Annotated in this window: 15 protein-coding genes; all 15 read left to right on the top strand. The window is 54.8% G+C overall.

All coding sequences use genetic code 11. From position 1 onward, the window contains the following. Window positions 1-4 precede the first annotated feature (4 nt). The 15 genes from MCG44_RS09840 (at window position 5) to MCG44_RS09910 (ending at window position 16,076) form a co-directional block, all read left to right on the top strand. On the top strand, window positions 5-373 hold the full coding sequence (locus MCG44_RS09840) for a hypothetical protein (protein ID WP_240287984.1): 369 nt from the start codon (window positions 5-7) through the stop codon (window positions 371-373). Window positions 374-386: 13 nt separating this feature from the next. Then, window positions 387-1,235 (top strand): hypothetical protein, encoded by an 849-nt coding sequence (locus MCG44_RS09845; protein ID WP_240287986.1) that lies wholly within the window; start codon window positions 387-389, stop codon window positions 1,233-1,235. A 25-nt stretch (window positions 1,236-1,260) separates the two neighbouring features. Then, the gene (locus MCG44_RS09850) at window positions 1,261-1,611 is read left to right on the top strand and encodes a DUF6547 family protein (RefSeq protein ID WP_186853066.1); all 351 of its coding nucleotides are present in this window, start codon (window positions 1,261-1,263) and stop codon (window positions 1,609-1,611) included. A gap of 15 nt (window positions 1,612-1,626) precedes the next feature. Continuing rightward, a complete protein-coding gene (locus MCG44_RS09855) occupies window positions 1,627-8,832 on the top strand; it encodes a DUF2185 domain-containing protein (RefSeq protein WP_240287987.1) in 7,206 nt (2,401 codons plus the stop codon). Between the two features lie 45 nt (window positions 8,833-8,877). After that, window positions 8,878-9,651 carry a hypothetical protein gene (locus MCG44_RS09860; protein WP_186853067.1) on the top strand — a complete coding sequence of 258 codons (774 nt, stop codon included), beginning with the start codon at window positions 8,878-8,880 and terminating at the stop codon, window positions 9,649-9,651. Between the two features lie 73 nt (window positions 9,652-9,724). Continuing rightward, complete coding sequence (locus MCG44_RS09865) at window positions 9,725-10,588, top strand: CbrC family protein (RefSeq protein WP_147571323.1); 864 nt, start codon at window positions 9,725-9,727, stop codon at window positions 10,586-10,588. Window positions 10,589-10,616: 28 nt separating this feature from the next. Beyond that, window positions 10,617-10,895, top strand: a complete 279-nt coding sequence (locus tag MCG44_RS09870) for a hypothetical protein (RefSeq protein WP_147571324.1) — start codon at window positions 10,617-10,619, stop codon at window positions 10,893-10,895. Continuing rightward, window positions 10,892-12,004 (top strand): hypothetical protein, encoded by a 1,113-nt coding sequence (locus tag MCG44_RS09875; protein WP_240287989.1) that lies wholly within the window; start codon window positions 10,892-10,894, stop codon window positions 12,002-12,004. Before MCG44_RS09870 ends, MCG44_RS09875 begins: the two co-directional genes overlap by 4 nt. 16 nt (window positions 12,005-12,020) lie before the next feature. After that, window positions 12,021-12,455, top strand: coding sequence for a hypothetical protein (locus MCG44_RS09880; protein WP_147571326.1), 435 nt, complete (start codon window positions 12,021-12,023; stop codon window positions 12,453-12,455). A gap of 25 nt (window positions 12,456-12,480) precedes the next feature. Continuing rightward, on the top strand, window positions 12,481-13,230 hold the full coding sequence (locus MCG44_RS09885; protein ID WP_240287990.1) for an SMI1/KNR4 family protein: 750 nt from the start codon (window positions 12,481-12,483) through the stop codon (window positions 13,228-13,230). Between the two features lie 53 nt (window positions 13,231-13,283). Beyond that, a complete protein-coding gene (locus tag MCG44_RS09890; RefSeq protein ID WP_147571328.1) occupies window positions 13,284-13,634 on the top strand; it encodes a hypothetical protein in 351 nt (116 codons plus the stop codon). A gap of 66 nt (window positions 13,635-13,700) precedes the next feature. Then, a complete protein-coding gene (locus MCG44_RS09895) occupies window positions 13,701-14,216 on the top strand; it encodes a hypothetical protein (RefSeq protein WP_240287992.1) in 516 nt (171 codons plus the stop codon). An 18-nt stretch (window positions 14,217-14,234) separates the two neighbouring features. Further along, window positions 14,235-14,594 (top strand): hypothetical protein, encoded by a 360-nt coding sequence (locus MCG44_RS09900; protein WP_186853072.1) that lies wholly within the window; start codon window positions 14,235-14,237, stop codon window positions 14,592-14,594. Between the two features lie 14 nt (window positions 14,595-14,608). After that, the gene (locus MCG44_RS09905; RefSeq protein WP_240287994.1) at window positions 14,609-15,268 is read left to right on the top strand and encodes a DUF3885 domain-containing protein; all 660 of its coding nucleotides are present in this window, start codon (window positions 14,609-14,611) and stop codon (window positions 15,266-15,268) included. Between the two features lie 28 nt (window positions 15,269-15,296). Then, window positions 15,297-16,076, top strand: a complete 780-nt coding sequence (locus tag MCG44_RS09910; RefSeq protein WP_240287996.1) for a hypothetical protein — start codon at window positions 15,297-15,299, stop codon at window positions 16,074-16,076.

Here is a 16,076-nt window from a genome sequence, read left to right on the forward strand (position 1 = left end):
ACGAATGGAAAAAGAGAATCTTGTTTGCCCCTCCTGTGGTCAGTTGGCGGCACAGATGAAGGAGGACGGCAGCATCTCCCACCGCCAATATGACCAGCTTCTCCAGAAACTCATGGAACTGGAGCGGCAAGGTGACATGGAACTGTTCGCCGGTGACTGCCCACTGGAGGATACCGGCGCGGTGCTGGACGCTGAACAGCACTATACCGCCTGCCACTATATGCAGTGCCGCAGCTGCGGAGCCCTCTACTTTGTGGGAGCCTGTATCCGGGGTGCGCCGGTCTTTCGGCAGGTGGCAGACATCAGAAAGGAAAAACTGGACACCCGGCTGTGGGGCCGATGTGGAACCTACTACTTACAGAAAAAAGACTGAAGGAGGTATCAACATGGATGTCGTGAAACTTCCCAAGAAAGTCCGCATGGTCTGCTATGAGATCATGGATGGCAAAGAAGGGGCCTTGGACACTCTGGAATCCTTTGCGGATAAATACCCCCATCAGATAGCGGCGGTCAAGGCCGAGGTCGCCTATTTCAACATGGACTATGAAAAGGCGCTGGCTTTGGATCTGACCATCCTTCCCTGGCTGGAGGAGTGGTATTACAGCAATGTGAGCGATGAACACATGATCGCCATGACAGTGGCCGCCATCCAGCTCCACCGTGAGCAGGAGCTGATTGAGGCGCTGACAAAGGAACAGGCTCGCATCCGGGCTGAGAACGGCCTTCCCCAGCGGGTTCGGTTCTGTGACATCCTGATGGATTACTTCAAGCGGGGCGTTATGCCCTTTGCAGACAACGACAAGAACTACCCCTACCATGAACCGGAGGAACCACAGACAAAGGAGCAGCTCTGGGCAAAGCTGGCGGAGCAGCATAAAAAGCTCTCGCCGGACGATCCCGATGCCAGGCGGAAGCTCTATAACTACTGCTGTATGTTCGGAACCGCCAGGGATGCCGTAGATTTCTTTGAGGAGATTCAGGGCGTGCCCCTGGCTGACTCCTCCTATCGGGACGCAATCGCCCGCTATCTCTATCTGGGCGAACGGGAGAAGGCGGTCCAGACAGCGGAGCGGTTGGCAACATCGCGGCTGTGGGCGGTTGCCGGGCCGACCCAGGTGCGTCCTATGTCTTTCTTTGAGGACCCGAACTTGCGGGAGTTCTTGCTGGAACCGGAATCCCTCCGGCGCATCCGGGAGGCTGCAATCATTGATGACGGGAACTTAATCCGAAAGTAAATTACTTGGGAATGGAGGATTTAACATGAGTAAGGAACTTGAACTATATAAAGCATTTATCGACGGTCTTGTGGAGCGGAAGGATAGCATAACGGCCCGGTGGGTCAAGGGGGATGGCTTTCCCAAGACGGAGGACAATAAGACGAAAAACGATTTTTTAGCCACACTGACCCCAGAACAGAAAGGTATAATAACCGAGATGCTTCAGGACGAACATATTGCGGGTATCCACAATACCCTTGCATATATCAATGAGATGATGGATCTGGAGGGGCTGGAGCTTCATCAGGACGGTGAATCCTATCCCAACGACTATTTTGAGAGCCTGCACTATGACTTCATCAGCCGTTGCGACGGCGATGAGTGGCCGGAATAATAGGAGGTGTGACAAATGTATATCAAAAAATACTGGGGCAGCTTTATTGGCGGTTCCGATGACAGTCTGAACCTTGTGGCATTTTTAGAGGACCAGAAAAAGGAGGAGATCCCCCTCAGCGAGATTTTTGCGAAGATCGGTCTGGACAAGCAGAACTGGGACTTCCGCCAGACTGTGGAGTATCTGGAATTCACCCACTCCAATGGCGTGGAGATGGACTTTCATTTCGCCATTGATGTGGTCACCGATCTGGCCGCCGTCCTGCTGGAGTGCAGCATCAGCGGCGGCGTAGACCTCCACGACCTGGATTCGTACCACACCCCCCATCGCCGCATCCGCGTCACCGCCACGCCGGAGGAGCACGACGCCATGAACAAGGCCCTGGCGGATTTTGCGCAGAACCCGCTGGAATATGACCTCAGTGAGATGATGGACGACGAGGAGATCCAGGAGATGGCTCGGGATGTGGAGGCCCTGCGGAAGGAGCTGTATGAGTCCGCCGGCCGCAACCGCAGCTACCATGTGAAAGCGGAGGATGTGAAACATCTGCTTCCCGACTGGGAGGGCGCCGATGGCTGCATCGCCACCAACCGTATCACGGTGGAGGGCTGCAAGGTTGGCTACTGCTACCGGGAGGAGCCGGACGGCGACTGGGACAGCGGCTGGCGCTTCACCGCCGGTGATGAGAGCGACGAATATATGGACGACCCAAACAACGCCGGGATCTACAAGCTGAATACGATCTGCAACGACGATCCCGACATCATCCCTCTGCTGAACACCCCCGCTCCCTGCGCCTTTGAGCGGGATGAGCATGGTGTGTTCCAGCAGATCAAAGACTGGAAACCGGAACAGGACGAGGAGGAGCCTGATATGGACATTTTGAAGCAGTGCCAGAAGTGGAATGAAAACGACGAATATCAGAAGATCATTGACGCGCTGGAGGCCATCCCCGCCCAGGAGCGCACCCCTGAGGAGGACAGCGAGCTGGCCCGGGCTTATAACAATTTGGCAGACCCATATAAGCCAGGTGGCAAGGATATGCTCAAGAAGGCCATCGCCCTGCTAAAGCCCCACGCGGAATATTTCGAGGGCGACCACTGCTGGAACTTCCGCATGGGTTACTCTTACTTTTATCTGGATCAGGAGGGCCGGGCTCTGCGATATTTTGAAAAGGCATTGGAAGCCCGCCCCGGTGATGAGGACACCAAAGAGTTTATCGAATGGTGCAAGAAGGGCATTTCCCTACCTCAGTTCTCGGAGTGCTTCCGGGAGCGGACAGAGGACTGGTGGGAAACCTTTGCCGAGATGGAAGCAGAATTGCGCCAGATGATGGACGAGGACAAAGACCACACCCGCGGCGCAGAACTCGTGGCCCAAATGGAGGAAACCCTGAATTTGGTTTTTGACGAGATTTCCTTCGAGATGGGCTTCAACGGCGAAAAGCATGAGCTGATCCTCACCCCGGAGGGTGACAAGGTCAAGCTGTTTGAGCTGGTCTATTTCCAGAAGCACGCCCCCAAGGAGGTGCTGGAGCACTGGAATATCCTTGTGGGCCGTCAGCCCCTCCAGAACATCGGCCTTCGCACCGAGGATGGCTGGGAGATTTCCGGAGAGGATGTGCAGCTCTGGCTGGAGGAGCAGGGGGAGAACAGCTTCGCCATCTCCGTCTACTGTGAAAAGCTGCTGCCCATGCTCCGTGAGGCGGAAGGCCGGGCCTGGTGGATGCTCACTACCCTCACCGATCAGGTGCTGGGCGAGATCCCCCACATGAGATACATAGACAGCTTTGATGTGCTGGAGGAACCCAAGGCAGAGCCGTCCTTCCTCCTGTCCCAGCTGCCCGACAAACTGCGGGAGCAGGGCCTGGAGCTCTCCACTGATCCGGAAGCCTATCTGGAGAGCTATCTTGGCTACGAAATGAAACCCAAACAGGACCCGGACGCTGACTGGCGGCTGGATGTAATGGCCGGTTCCACCTGCTGTGTGCCGCTCATCAACGGCTATCTGAATGCCGACAATGATTTCATGGACGATCTCCATGCCGACGGCGCAGTAGCGGGCTTCTTCTGCTATCCTCTGGATACCCTGCGGGAGGAGGAAGGAACGGAGAAGATCTTCGACTTCCGGGACAAGCTGGAGGAAGTGCTCACCGCCGGGGACGGCCCGGAGGTGCTCACCCTCACTGGCGGAGCCACCGGCCTCTACTGCGGCTATGTGGACTTCATCGCCTGGGACATCCCAGAGGCACTGAACATGGCGAAAGCGTTCTTTGAGGACAGCGACATCCCCTGGGCCAGCTTCCACACCTTCCGCCGTGAGGCAGGTACAGTGAGTCTGAAAACGCCGCCCGAGGAGCCGGAGGACAAGGAAGAGGAGGACGAATTGGACGAAACCCTGACAGGCATGGACTATATCCCTTACACCCCCCAGAACGCCGAAGCATTCTTCACTCAGCTGGAGCAGTGGAACGATGAGGACGAGTACACCCGCTGTATTCAGGCATTGAATGCCATCCCGGAGGACTGGCGGAACTACCGCACCGCCTACGCCCTGGCCCGGGCGCTGGAAAACTATGCCATCATCGGGGACCATGACGAGGGCACCCCCAACTACAAGGGGGACAAGGCCCTGCTGCGGGCCATCGAAGTATTGGAGTCCGTCCGGGAGGAGGGCCAGGACAAGGCGGAGTGGAATATGCGGATGGCCTATGGCTATCAGTATCTCCACGCGTGTGAGGAAAAGGCCATCCCCTACGCCCAGCGTTGGGCGGAGCTGGACCCAGAGGACGAAAATGCCCCGGCGGTGATCCGGGAATGTAAGGCGGAGATCCGGAAACGCCGGCGCAGCCGGAACAAGAAGGCCAAATTCGTACCTGGCAACACCCCGTTCGAGGGCTTCGACCTCACCAACTTCTGGGATGATAATTGGTATGCGCTGAAAGAATATGTCAGCGAGCCCCCCTCTGACGAGCTGATCGCCAGCGTGGAGGAGGAGCTGGGCTACAAGCTTCCCGCCGCCTATATCTGGCTGATGAAGCAGCACAACGGCGGCATTCCGGTGAATACCTGCTATCCCTGCGATGAGCCCACCTGCTGGGCAGAGGACCATGTGGCCATCACCGGCATTTTCGGCATCGGGCGGGAAAAGAGCTGCTCCCTCTGCGGAGAGCTGGGCAGCCAGTTTATGATCGATGAGTGGGAGTATCCCGCCATCGGCGTGGCCATCTGCGACTGTCCCAGCGCCGGACACGATATGATCTTCCTGGACTACCGGGCCTGCGGCCCCCAGGGAGAGCCTGCGGTGGTCCATGTAGATCAGGAAAATGACTATAAAATCACCCATCTGGCAGATAGCTTTGAGGAATTTATCCGGGGACTGGAGCATGAATCCCTGTATGATCCGGATGAAGAAGATACAGACGATCTCGACGAGGAAGATGTCGCTGACGGGGAGGAAAACAGCCACACAGGCGTCTTCACCGGCTTTGTCCTCCTGTCCAAGGCAGAATGGGATAAAGAGCAGTTCATCCGGGACATGAAGGAAAAGTGGGACATCACTGTGGATGAATACGACGCCAGCGAGGAAAAGGACGATGACGCCCTGGTGTTTGAAGTAGGCGATATGCTGGCCGCCGTCAGCCTGGCCTCCTCTCCTATCCCCGGTGGTGAGGCTGAGGTAAATGCGGAAAACAACTATATGTGGGAGGATGCAGTCCAAGTGGCCAAGGAACACCGTGGCCACATCATGGTAGCGGTTCTGGGCAAGGAGGAGAAAGTTCTGGAGAAGGGCAAGCTGTTCACCAAGATGGTGTCCGCCTGCTGCCGCCAGAAATATGCCACCGGCATCTACACCAGCGGCGTGGTATTTGAGCCCCGGTTCTATGAGGGTTTTGCCGATATGCTCAAAGAGGACGAACTGCCCATCTTCAACTGGGTCTGGTTCGGTCTGTACCAGAGCGAGGGCGGCTTGAACGGCTACACCTACGGTATGGATGTGTTCGGCAAGGAGGAGATGGAGGTGCTGAATGCCGACGCTGAGCCGGGGGATCTGCGGGACTTTTTGGCCAGCCTTGCCTCCTATGTGCTGGCGTGTGATGTCACGCTGAAGGATGGCGAAACCATCGGCTTTTCCGCGGATGATAAGCACACCATCACCCGCAGTCCCGGCGTTTCCCTGCCGGAGGAGCAGATGACCCTGAAAATCAGCTGGGAACCACTGGATGACGACCCGGATGATGACGGCGGGGACGGTCCGGAGGGTGAAGGACCTCAGGATGAGGAGCCCGGCCAGCCCGAGACAGGTTCCCTCCTTTCAGCGGAGGATATCGAAGTTTTGGAGTCCTTTGATGACGGTGCATCGGGCTATTTCGGGAAAATGATTCAGTGGCTGGATAACTTTATTGAACAAGGCATTCAGGAAGGAAGATTTACAGAAAAACAGGCCCGTCAGGATCTTCAAATCGCCCTGTGGTACTCCTTCGCTTACAACAATCTGGACTCCTACCGCTGCTACTGCAAGGCAGCGGAGTGGATGAAGGACTCGGAACAGAACGCCAAAGGCTGCGCTGCTTGGTACTACCGCTACTCTGTGGCCCTCATGTACTGCGGGAAACTGAATGAGGCCATGGAATATGCCGAAAAAGGCGCTCGGGAGGAACCAGACTACCCCTGGGTGTGGCTTCAGGTGGGCAAGCTGCGGGCCCACTTTGGAGATAAAGCCGGGGCTTTGGAGGCGGTGGAGCGGGGCCTTGCCATAGAGCCCGGAGACCACGAATTTACCGTCTTACGGGAAGAGATCGAAACCGGTGCCACCCTGGAACAGATGGAGTATCACTGGATCAACCCGGATCTGGATTGGAAACTCCAGATGGGGTTGGATGAGGACGCTGATGACAAGCAGCGCTCTATTTCCTGCATCACGGTCAGTCAGAAGGGGCTGGAGGACTTCTGGAAGATATTCGGCCCTAAGCCGGAGGAATACGAACCAAATGATCCCTTCACCCATTTCCCTTACAGGAATATGGATCTGGTATTCCAGATGAACGAGGGCGGCATGTCCAAACTGAGCCCAGAATGGCTGTGGAAACTAAAAGGTTGGCTGGATAGCGGGGACTGGCTGGAGCGAAAACACCCAGACGGCAGGGTTGCCCGCCTGGACACAGTATTGGTTGGGCTGGACTGCCGCATCGGTCTTCTTTACAAGTTGACGGATCAGGAGGAATACTTCCAAATTTTTATCAATCCAGATGGCACGGAGCAGACAGACACCCTCTGGTCCTCGGAAGGAGGCAGCCAGCCCGAGGTCTACACCGAGGAGGAGATGGAGGCCGTCGAGGGGCACATCCAGCAGTATTTCGGCAAGTTCGAGAATGTGTTCCACGAGCTGGTTTCCCCCGACATCCATGTGGACATCTGCGTGGTGCCGCCCACAGAGGAGCGGGATTACTACACCCTGGTGACGATGGGCATGGGCGCCCACCGGATGAATGTGCCGGAGGAGCTGGCGGAGTACAAGCTGGAGCGGGCGGAGCTAGCCATCGCACTGCCTGCGGACTGGAAACTGGATCAGGAGTCCATGAAAGACGAAAAGTGGTACTGGCCCATCCGTCTGTTAAAATCCCTGGCCCGTCTGCCCATCAACTGTGACAGTTGGTTGGGGCATGGTCATACGGTGGAGAACCGGGAACCATTTGCAGACAACACCAAGCTGTGTACTGCTACCCTGATCGGTCCCCAGGGTACGGAGGATGGCTGCGAGGTCTGCACCCTCCCAGGCGGCGAGGAAATCAACTTCTATCAGGTCATCCCGCTTTATGCGGATGAATTGGACTATAAACTGGAACATGATGCAGACGCTCTGCTGAACAAGATGAGGGGGATCAGTTTTGTGGTAAACCCCACCCGCCAGGATGCTGTCACTCGTGGTACCCTTTCCAATAATGATTTTGACGGTGAGATGGACGACGCTTCCTATCACCTTGAGAGCATTGAGGAGAAGGAACTGCCCATTGACCCCATCAATGCTTATAACCACATGGCTATCTACTTGCGCTGGTGCATGGAGCACGACCTGATGGGCGAGGACTTTCTGAAAGAATACGGCGAAGTGGCCAAACAGGTCAAAGCCGACCCTGCTAGCGTGGATCTGCGGGCGTTTATCCGGGATGAGCTGGACGGCTGTCTGTTCTCTGTGCTATTCAATCAGCAAGGCCGCGCCTTTGCGGGCTATTACTACGGAGAGGGCGACAGCCCCTACTATCCCGCCGATGTTGACGACAATGCCCACCGCTTCTTCGGCCCGGAGCGGTATCACTCCGATGAGTTCCGGGATGAAGCCTACCTGTTCATCCCCTTTGATGAGGACTACTACCAGGCCATGGCAAAGGCGATCGAGGAACGCTTCACCAACTGGCAAGGACAGGACTTCGACGAGGACACACTGGAACCCTCCGAACTGGCTGAGGCGTTGATGGAGTATCTGGACTGTGAATGCACCTATTTCCCCTCCATGAAGGACGATGACCCCATTATGGCCGCTTACGGTTATGCCAAACGGGAAAGTGTCAAAGAAGGCTTTGTGCCGGTGCTCATCAAGGCGGATGACGAAACGCTGTTGGAGTGTCTGGTAATGAACGCCGACCCGGAGCATGATGCGGATTGCTATGAATTTGACCTCAAAACCGTGGAGGAGTACCGTAAAAAGATGCTCTCCGCCCCCATCAAGGACAGCAAGGCAGTTCTGGAGGAACTGGTCGGCCAGCGTAAAGCGGAGGCCGAGGATGACGATATGGACTGGGATGAGGAAGTCCTGGGCGAGATGGAGGGCGGCTATGACAATGACCGCTTCTCCTGCTATTGGGATTCGGACAGCCACATGACCTATCCTCTCATTCTGGCCAAGATCCCGGTGAAGAACCCCTGGGAGATCTTCGCCTACCTGCCCTTTGGAAACTGGAATGAGTGTCCTGACACCCCGGACCTGATGGCAGTGGCGAAATACTGGTTCGAGCAGCATGGTGCCATCCCAGCCGCCATGAGCCACGATGAACTGGAGTTCCTGCTCCCGGCCCCTGTTTCCCAGGAACAGGCTATGGAAGTTGCCGCAGAGCAGTACGGCTTCTGCCCGGACATCGTGGACCAGGAGCAGGATGACCCCACTGTGGGCAATCTGGCGGATGTCCTGCGGCAGTCCACCGTCTGGTACTTCTGGTGGGATTGATGGGCTGTATCGGAATGACAGAATAGCAACGATAGGAGGAACGTTATGAAAAACTTGCAGATGCTGATAACGTGCTGTTTCCTGGTACTGCTGACTGCCTGTGGGCGGGAGGGCGGCGGCACGGCCCAAACCCCTGTTGCTTCAGAGGAGATCACAGAGAGTATCACGCAAATGCCGGATGAACAGGAGAGTGAAGCCATGCCGGAAAATATGGAATTGGGGATCACAGTGAACGACGTCTATTATCCGATTCCGGTTTCTTTGAAGCAGTTAACCGAGGATGGGTGGAAAATCAGCGGGCAGACACCCTATTTCCTGGAGCCGTTTGTGGGTGAAGAGTATTACGAAACGCGGGCAGATTGGTCCCTGACAGAGGATGGGCAGGGGATTTTGCCGGGTGGGTCCATCATCCGGCTCCTGGAAAAAGACGGGGTGTTGTTAGAGGTGACCATTACAAACCAGGTGTCCACAGGGTCGGATACGCCACCTCAAAAAATCGAAGATGGTGTGGTAGATTCTATGGTGGTTTTTTATGATGAGAAACACACCAGCATCAAATTGGATAATCAGGAACTGAACCATGTAACCCAGGATTATTTGATTGAGAGGTATCCTTCCAGTGATGGTTGGACTCATCTTCCCAACACATACAGCGATCATCCAGAGTTTGGGATTTCCACAGAATATACCATCGAAAATGATTTGAACCAGTACAACAACAGTATCACGATCTATTTCGATTTGGAGAACAGACCGTTCAAAGTAAGTGTATGGAACGAGACCCCTCTGGACCAGGTGGAGCTGCCCCCACAAACATGACGGGCGGACTCATGTTTCCAGAGAGTGGTCTACGGTTTGGTGCTTCTGGTGGGATTGATGGGAGGTACGCCCGATGACAGAATATCAGAAAACCTACATCGAACTAAAAAAGCAGTTTTCCGCAACCGACGGCGGTCCGGACAGTGTCCGCGCTCTCTATGCCTTTAAGGAGGAACTGGAGCAGACCGAGGACCGGCAGGCCAAGGAAGTGCTGGTAGATGTGTATGATCTGCTGGACTTCAAGAAGGATGCCTATGAACTGCTCTGCCAAATCGGCAAGCGCTCCGATAAAAAGACCCTCAAGCGGCTGGGCGTCTTGAAGGACTATGTGGAGAGCTGGGGCAACCACTATGCCATCCCCAAGCCCAAAACACCGGAGGAAAAGCAGAAGGAGAAGGAGCGGCGGGCCCAGCTGGGCCTGCCCACCTTCCGGTATCATCCGGACCCTCTGGAAACCGGCGCTTTTGAGGAGTCCGCAGATGGCGTTGTCTGCGACTGCTGCGGCAAGACGACCCGCATTTTCTATACCAATCCGTTCTTTTCTGTGGAGGAAGTTGCGTATCTGTGTCCGGCGTGTATCGCCAGTGGCGAGGCGGCCCGGAAATATGACGGCAGCTTTCAGGACGATTACTCTGTGGATGATGGTGTAGACGATCCGGAGAAGCTGGACGAGCTGATCCACCGCACCCCCGGCTACTCCGGCTGGCAGCAGGAATATTGGCGCGCCCACTGCGGTGACTACTGCGCCTATCTGGGCCATGTGGGAGCCAGAGAGCTGCGGGCACTGGGTGTGCTGGAGGGGGTGCTGGACGACACCATGTGGGACGAGGAACAGAAGGAACTGATTCAGGAATCCGTCAATGGCGGGCATCTGCAATGCTATCTGTTCCAGTGCCTCCACTGCGGAAAGCACCTGGTCTGGATGGATTTTGATTGAGAAGTTTTCAAAAGGTGGGATACAATCGATGACAACCAAAACACTGACTATTCAATGGAATGAGGAACAACTGCCCATCCTTCCATTAGAGCCGGAAGCCCACCTCTCCTTTGCCACCCATGATGACGGAAATGAGTTGGAGCTAACAGGAAACCGGGCTGGGCTGCTCCTATTGGCGAAAGCCGCTCTTGGTATGGCGGAAACCATTCGTGAGGATGGATTCCACATCCATCTGGATGACCTGTATAGCATCAACGCCGAGGGAAAAAGCATCCTGATCCGAAAGGAGGAACGGTCAAAACCATGATGGAAAAAACCTTCCTCAACCCCGCTACAAATAAGCAGTGGCGGATTGAAATTGACGGCCATACCATCCGAACCTGCCCCAATGGCGGGAAGGTCAAGGAGATCCTGTGTGACTCCGCCTTCCAAGTCAAGAGCAAGGCAGCCAGCGCCATGATGGGCCAGATGCGGAAAGGATTCGTCTATCAGAATCCGGACGCCGCTGTTGGGCAGGCGCGGTGCCATCGGTTTGTCGGAAAGGACAGCAACGGCTTCATGCCTCTGGCCGCCGCCCTCACACGGGATGACTTCTTCCTGACGCGGGTGGTAGGCGATTTTGAGGACGAGCTCCTCTATCACTTCGATGGCAATGGGAAGATCCTCGAAACGATCTCTCTGGGCGCCAAGCGGATGACCTATGAGCAGGTCCTCTGCCCCAATGATACTCTGCTGCTGAACAACAGCTATCTTTTGGAGCAGTTCTCCCTCCGCACCCATGCGGTCACCCCCTTTGCCAGCAAGAAAAACAGCATGAAGGCCATGCTGGACCAGAGCGGCGACCTGGCCCTGTGGTACACAGGCGAGGAAATCGTGGTCTTTGACTTTGGCAGCAACACAGAGGTGTGGCGGGAAACGGTAAAATGCAAGAAGTCGAAGAATCCGAATTTTGCCTATTACTGCTTCGGGATGCTCTCGCCCCGGCAGAGCAAAGCGGCCTGGCGTGTCACCGAGGGTGAGTATGTGCTGGTCGATTTGAAGTCCGGCCAAAAAGTAGTGATCCCCAATGCGGGCTGGCACCCCTTCTTCTCTCCAGATGACCAGTGTTTCTCGGTGGGCGGCAGGTTCTATCTGACCCAGACCGGAGAGGAAATATCCAATCCTTTCCCGTTTTCTGTTCGGCAAGGGCTGAGTTTTTCGGATACCTGTGCGGTGCGGACAAGGGGCAGTCTGATGGCCGTTCAGCAGGATCGGAACAGTTCCCCCATAGAGGTGTGGGATACCGGCAGCGGTCAACTGCTGGCCACCATTGACGACCCCTTTGTGGTGCGGCAGGTGAATTTTTCCTTTACCAAGAGCGGACTGGTCCTCCACACCGATTACGGGGCCATGAGCATCTATTCCTGCCCCCTCTGAAACGGAGGGATGAACGATGGATCATGAGAGAAAAGAACTTTTGGCACAGAAAAAGGCACAGCTTAAAGTAAAACAGCAAAGAGAAGAGATTCAGCAATACAAAGACCATTTTGCAAAAAGCATCCAACATTTTTCTCAAAAATGCCGGTACGCAGATGAAGCGGAAGCGGTCAAACTTGGAAAATTCATCTCAAAACTCGATTTCGCACAGCCGGGACAACTGTCAATCCAAGAAGTTTGCCCGTACCCCCACGAAAATGTTTACCTGTGCTTTTTGATGGGAACAGAGGCACTGTTTCAAATCTTCATATTCGGAAAATATGATGACATCCTGCGCGATTATGATGAATGGGCGGTTTTCAGCCCCTGCCTGCTGCTTGTGGATGAGGATTTTATTCATTATACTTATATCAACAATGATGGCGAAGTCAAAGAATCACAAGTATCGTGACGGCTGAGAAAGAGAGTATACGCCTATGAACAAAGAAACATTGACGACAAAACTCCTGGACTTGGTCGAGGGGCGGGAAACGCCCGAAAGCTGGCGAGGCTGGTGGGACGAACATGAGTCTGAACTGGAAACCCTGCTCAATCGTGGTGAATTCCTGAAACTGAAACCCTGCCGACACGGTTTTAAGTGGGTCCCGGTGTTTGGCAGCCAAAAGGGAGCTATCGCCATTCTGGAAAAGAGCGGCACAGCATTTGAGGCCAGCGATCTCTACCAGGATCGGTATCTGGCGGAGCTGGACGCTTTCTGCAAGGAGCAGGAGCGAGTGCAGCGGGAAAAGCAAAAGGAATTCAAGACCAGCAACCCGGAGCTGTTTCGACGCTACCCCAAGTTCTCCAAGGCGTTGGCAAAGGCGCTTGACCCCTCTGATGAGATCCAGCCCGCCGCCACGGAGGAGCAGATCGCAAGTCAAGAAAGCGTGCTGAACTTCACGCTCCCGGCCCAGGTTCGGGAGTTCTTCCTGCTGACCGCAGGCATCAATGTATCCACAGGCGTGACCATTGATTTGTCCGACTTGTTCGATCTGACCATCCACGGAGAGCGGTATTGTGTGCTGGGCGAGTTCTGGAAAGAAGCGGACGGCGACCAGCTCCTGCTCCGCCCCGGAGAGGAAACCATCTGGTACTACGCCCATGAGCAGGACAAGGTCAAGCGACTCTGCAATGATATGACAGAACTGCTGGAGAAGAAATTGGCGAGGTATCTCAATGAGCAATAAAAACAGCGCGGTGATTGAGGGCCGAACTGTAAATCAGCGAAGGAAGAATGGAAATGACATTAGAAGAAATGTTCTGTGATCTTTATGATAAATATAGTAAGGATTTTAACTGGTATATGATCCCCTTCACACAGGCGGACGGGGCATTTGTTGCTGAACTAAACAAAGAAATAGGACAAGACCACTTCTTATACGGCAAAAAAATCTGGGCGGTTGCGAAGTGCGAATCCAATGATGATGTGTTATATGTTCTCAGAAACGGAATAGGAAGAGACATTTACTATCTGTTTCATTTGACTTATTCGGCACAAAATGCGGACGGATTTCCCCGGTATGAGGAGTTTGCAGATATATTTGCAGTAAAAGAATTTATAGAACGATCATATATCGAGGATTATATGTAATCTTCAAATTTCAATTTATTGGGAATCTACCTTACCCGCAGCGGCAGCAGAAAGGAGGCGGTCACTATGTCAACTTGGAGCGGAATGCGGAACAAACTGGAAAGTGACTATCTGTGTCCGGCGCTCCGGGGCCACATCCAGTATTTTGCCACCAGTTACAGCAAAAGTGCTGACCATGAGGGCCGGGCAGCCATTCGATTGGACGGCGTGGAAGTGCTGCGGAGCAACTACTACACCTATTTTGAGAATGTGTGGACGAAATTTTATCAGTTGCGGTCTACAACGCTGAAAGATTGTGACTCCGCAAAGGAGGCCATCGACCGGGCTTATGCCTATGCGCTGGAGCAGGGCACCTTTGACCAAAAGGTGTTCTATGAGGCGTTTGGGATCTTTGATAACCAAAGCATTGAGAAAAGCCTTGTCAGCAAGAATCCCCTTGTCCGTATCTTTGCCCTTCTGGACCGCAGGCTGGGAAAGCGCCGCCTGCTGGCTTTGGAGGAATCCATGGAGCAGGAACTGGACTGGGTGCGGGCTTTCTATGTGATCCGGTTGCAGGCCGAAGGATTGATGGAAAAAGAATAACATTTAGGAGGAACTGCCATGTCACAGATTGCATCTTTTTATCTTCTCAAAGGCGGCCAGCGGCAGGAATTACCCAACGGTAACTGCTCCGGCTCGGTCTATATGGCCATCTGGGACTGGTGTGAGCGCGAGCTTGATCTGGATGTCCGTTTTCCTGCTCCCCAGACGGAGGACACCCTGGACTGCGCTCTGCTGGAGGGAGAGCTGGCGTCTAAACTGCTGGCAGTTCTGCGGGAGCAGGACCTCCCGGAGCTGACCGCTGAAATTGCCCCAGACTGGGATCTGCCCACCGAGGCGGTGCAAAGCGGACTGGAAACGCTGCGCTCCCATTTGGAACTGGTGCGGGGCAATACAGCCCTGCTGTATGAAATGTTATAAGACGGAGGGATACCATGCTGGCAAAGCGGTTTGAACACATTTTACATGATCTGGGCATGGCTGGGCTGGAACACCCTTTGTTCTACCATGCGCCGGTGGGCATTCGGTTTGAGATTGGCGGAGATGAACCAGTCTATCTGGAATGCACCTATTTGGACGAGAACACCGAGAAACTAACTCCAAATCCCGCCTATGTTCAAGGCGCACTGGAGCGGGCGATTATGATCTACCGGAACCTTCCAGCGCCGCCGGGTATTCTGCGAATTGACGGGTATCCCGAGGAAAAACCTGTCGAGTCCCTGCTGACGGCCATCCAGCAGAGAGTCGCACTTCCTGCCCCGCATGAGCAGATCACAGCGACCATGATGGACGAGGACGGGGATACATATGCTCAAGTACAGTTTTACTGGGATCTCAGCAAAATCAGCTTTCAACCGGAGCGGCTTCTCCAGGAGATCATTCTGGGGGACATCGGCGGCTGGAACGGCTTTGTGTCCAGCGTCTATCTGACCGGGCCGGGACCATTCCTCTACCACCTGTACGATGACCGTGGGTTGGATATACTGGGCGGCTCACGGGAGCTGCTACTGCCGCTCTATCATCAATTCCATGACTGGATCTTGGAATACAATCTGGAGAAGATTGACCGACTGTTCGCTCCGGCAAAAGAATGACCGTACAGACAAAAAAGGAGGCATCACGATGGGACTTGATATCTACGCCGGAACATTGACCCGGTACTATTCTCACAACTGGAAAACCGTTGTTCAGCAGTGGGCGGAGGAAAACGGATACGCCTTTAACCGGATCACGCCGGATGGAGAACCCGCTGACAACGAGGAGGATCTGTCCCCGGCCGAGGTCCAGGCGGCGGTGGAGAACTGGCGGGATCAGATCTTGAGCGCCATTTCTCAGCCGGACCAGCCCCCCTACACCCCCTGGCCGGAGGATAATGAGAAGCCCTATTACACGGACAAGCCGGATTGGGATGCCTTCGGCGCTATGCTGCTGGTGGCCGCCTGTCGTATATACGAGGAACCGGTGCCACCTACTGTGGAGAAAGACTGGGACTTCATGGGGAACCCTATTATCGCCCGTCTTTCGGCAGATAAAGAACGGGTTTGGTCATTGTTTCGCGGTGCTACATGGTGGATTCCTTTGTCGGCCAGCTTCCTGTTCCAAGGACCGCTTCCTACCAACGATACAGCCACAATTGGTACGGTAGGAGGGCTTCGAAAAGAGCTGGAGAAGCTGAACCAGCTGGCGTGGCAGGCCGATGAGGATACCATCCTTGAATGGGCGGATACGGAGGGATACCCGGTAGACGGAACCATAGACGCAGATGGGCAGTACAGCAAGGCGGACATCCCGGAACACACCCAGTATGACACCCAATCCCTGGCCAAGTTCGCCTTCTCCATGTTCTGGCGGGCCATGCGATTTGCCGAGGAACAGCAGGTTCCCATTTTACTGGATTTTTAG

The sequence above is a fragment of the Lawsonibacter sp. OA9 genome, assembly GCF_022440585.1.

What these genes read in the sequence shown, in the direction of transcription:
- MCG44_RS09840 (WP_240287984.1), top strand. Translation starts at nt 5, where the DNA reads ATGGAAAAAGAGAATCTTGTTTGCCCCTCCTGTGGTCAGTTGGCGGCA.
- MCG44_RS09845 (WP_240287986.1), top strand. Translation starts at nt 387, where the DNA reads ATGGATGTCGTGAAACTTCCCAAGAAAGTCCGCATGGTCTGCTATGAG.
- MCG44_RS09850 (WP_186853066.1), top strand. Translation starts at nt 1,261, where the DNA reads ATGAGTAAGGAACTTGAACTATATAAAGCATTTATCGACGGTCTTGTG.
- MCG44_RS09855 (WP_240287987.1), top strand. Translation starts at nt 1,627, where the DNA reads ATGTATATCAAAAAATACTGGGGCAGCTTTATTGGCGGTTCCGATGAC.
- MCG44_RS09860 (WP_186853067.1), top strand. Translation starts at nt 8,878, where the DNA reads ATGAAAAACTTGCAGATGCTGATAACGTGCTGTTTCCTGGTACTGCTG.
- MCG44_RS09865 (WP_147571323.1), top strand. Translation starts at nt 9,725, where the DNA reads ATGACAGAATATCAGAAAACCTACATCGAACTAAAAAAGCAGTTTTCC.
- MCG44_RS09870 (WP_147571324.1), top strand. Translation starts at nt 10,617, where the DNA reads ATGACAACCAAAACACTGACTATTCAATGGAATGAGGAACAACTGCCC.
- MCG44_RS09875 (WP_240287989.1), top strand. Translation starts at nt 10,892, where the DNA reads ATGATGGAAAAAACCTTCCTCAACCCCGCTACAAATAAGCAGTGGCGG.
- MCG44_RS09880 (WP_147571326.1), top strand. Translation starts at nt 12,021, where the DNA reads ATGGATCATGAGAGAAAAGAACTTTTGGCACAGAAAAAGGCACAGCTT.
- MCG44_RS09885 (WP_240287990.1), top strand. Translation starts at nt 12,481, where the DNA reads ATGAACAAAGAAACATTGACGACAAAACTCCTGGACTTGGTCGAGGGG.
- MCG44_RS09890 (WP_147571328.1), top strand. Translation starts at nt 13,284, where the DNA reads ATGACATTAGAAGAAATGTTCTGTGATCTTTATGATAAATATAGTAAG.
- MCG44_RS09895 (WP_240287992.1), top strand. Translation starts at nt 13,701, where the DNA reads ATGTCAACTTGGAGCGGAATGCGGAACAAACTGGAAAGTGACTATCTG.
- MCG44_RS09900 (WP_186853072.1), top strand. Translation starts at nt 14,235, where the DNA reads ATGTCACAGATTGCATCTTTTTATCTTCTCAAAGGCGGCCAGCGGCAG.
- MCG44_RS09905 (WP_240287994.1), top strand. Translation starts at nt 14,609, where the DNA reads ATGCTGGCAAAGCGGTTTGAACACATTTTACATGATCTGGGCATGGCT.
- MCG44_RS09910 (WP_240287996.1), top strand. Translation starts at nt 15,297, where the DNA reads ATGGGACTTGATATCTACGCCGGAACATTGACCCGGTACTATTCTCAC.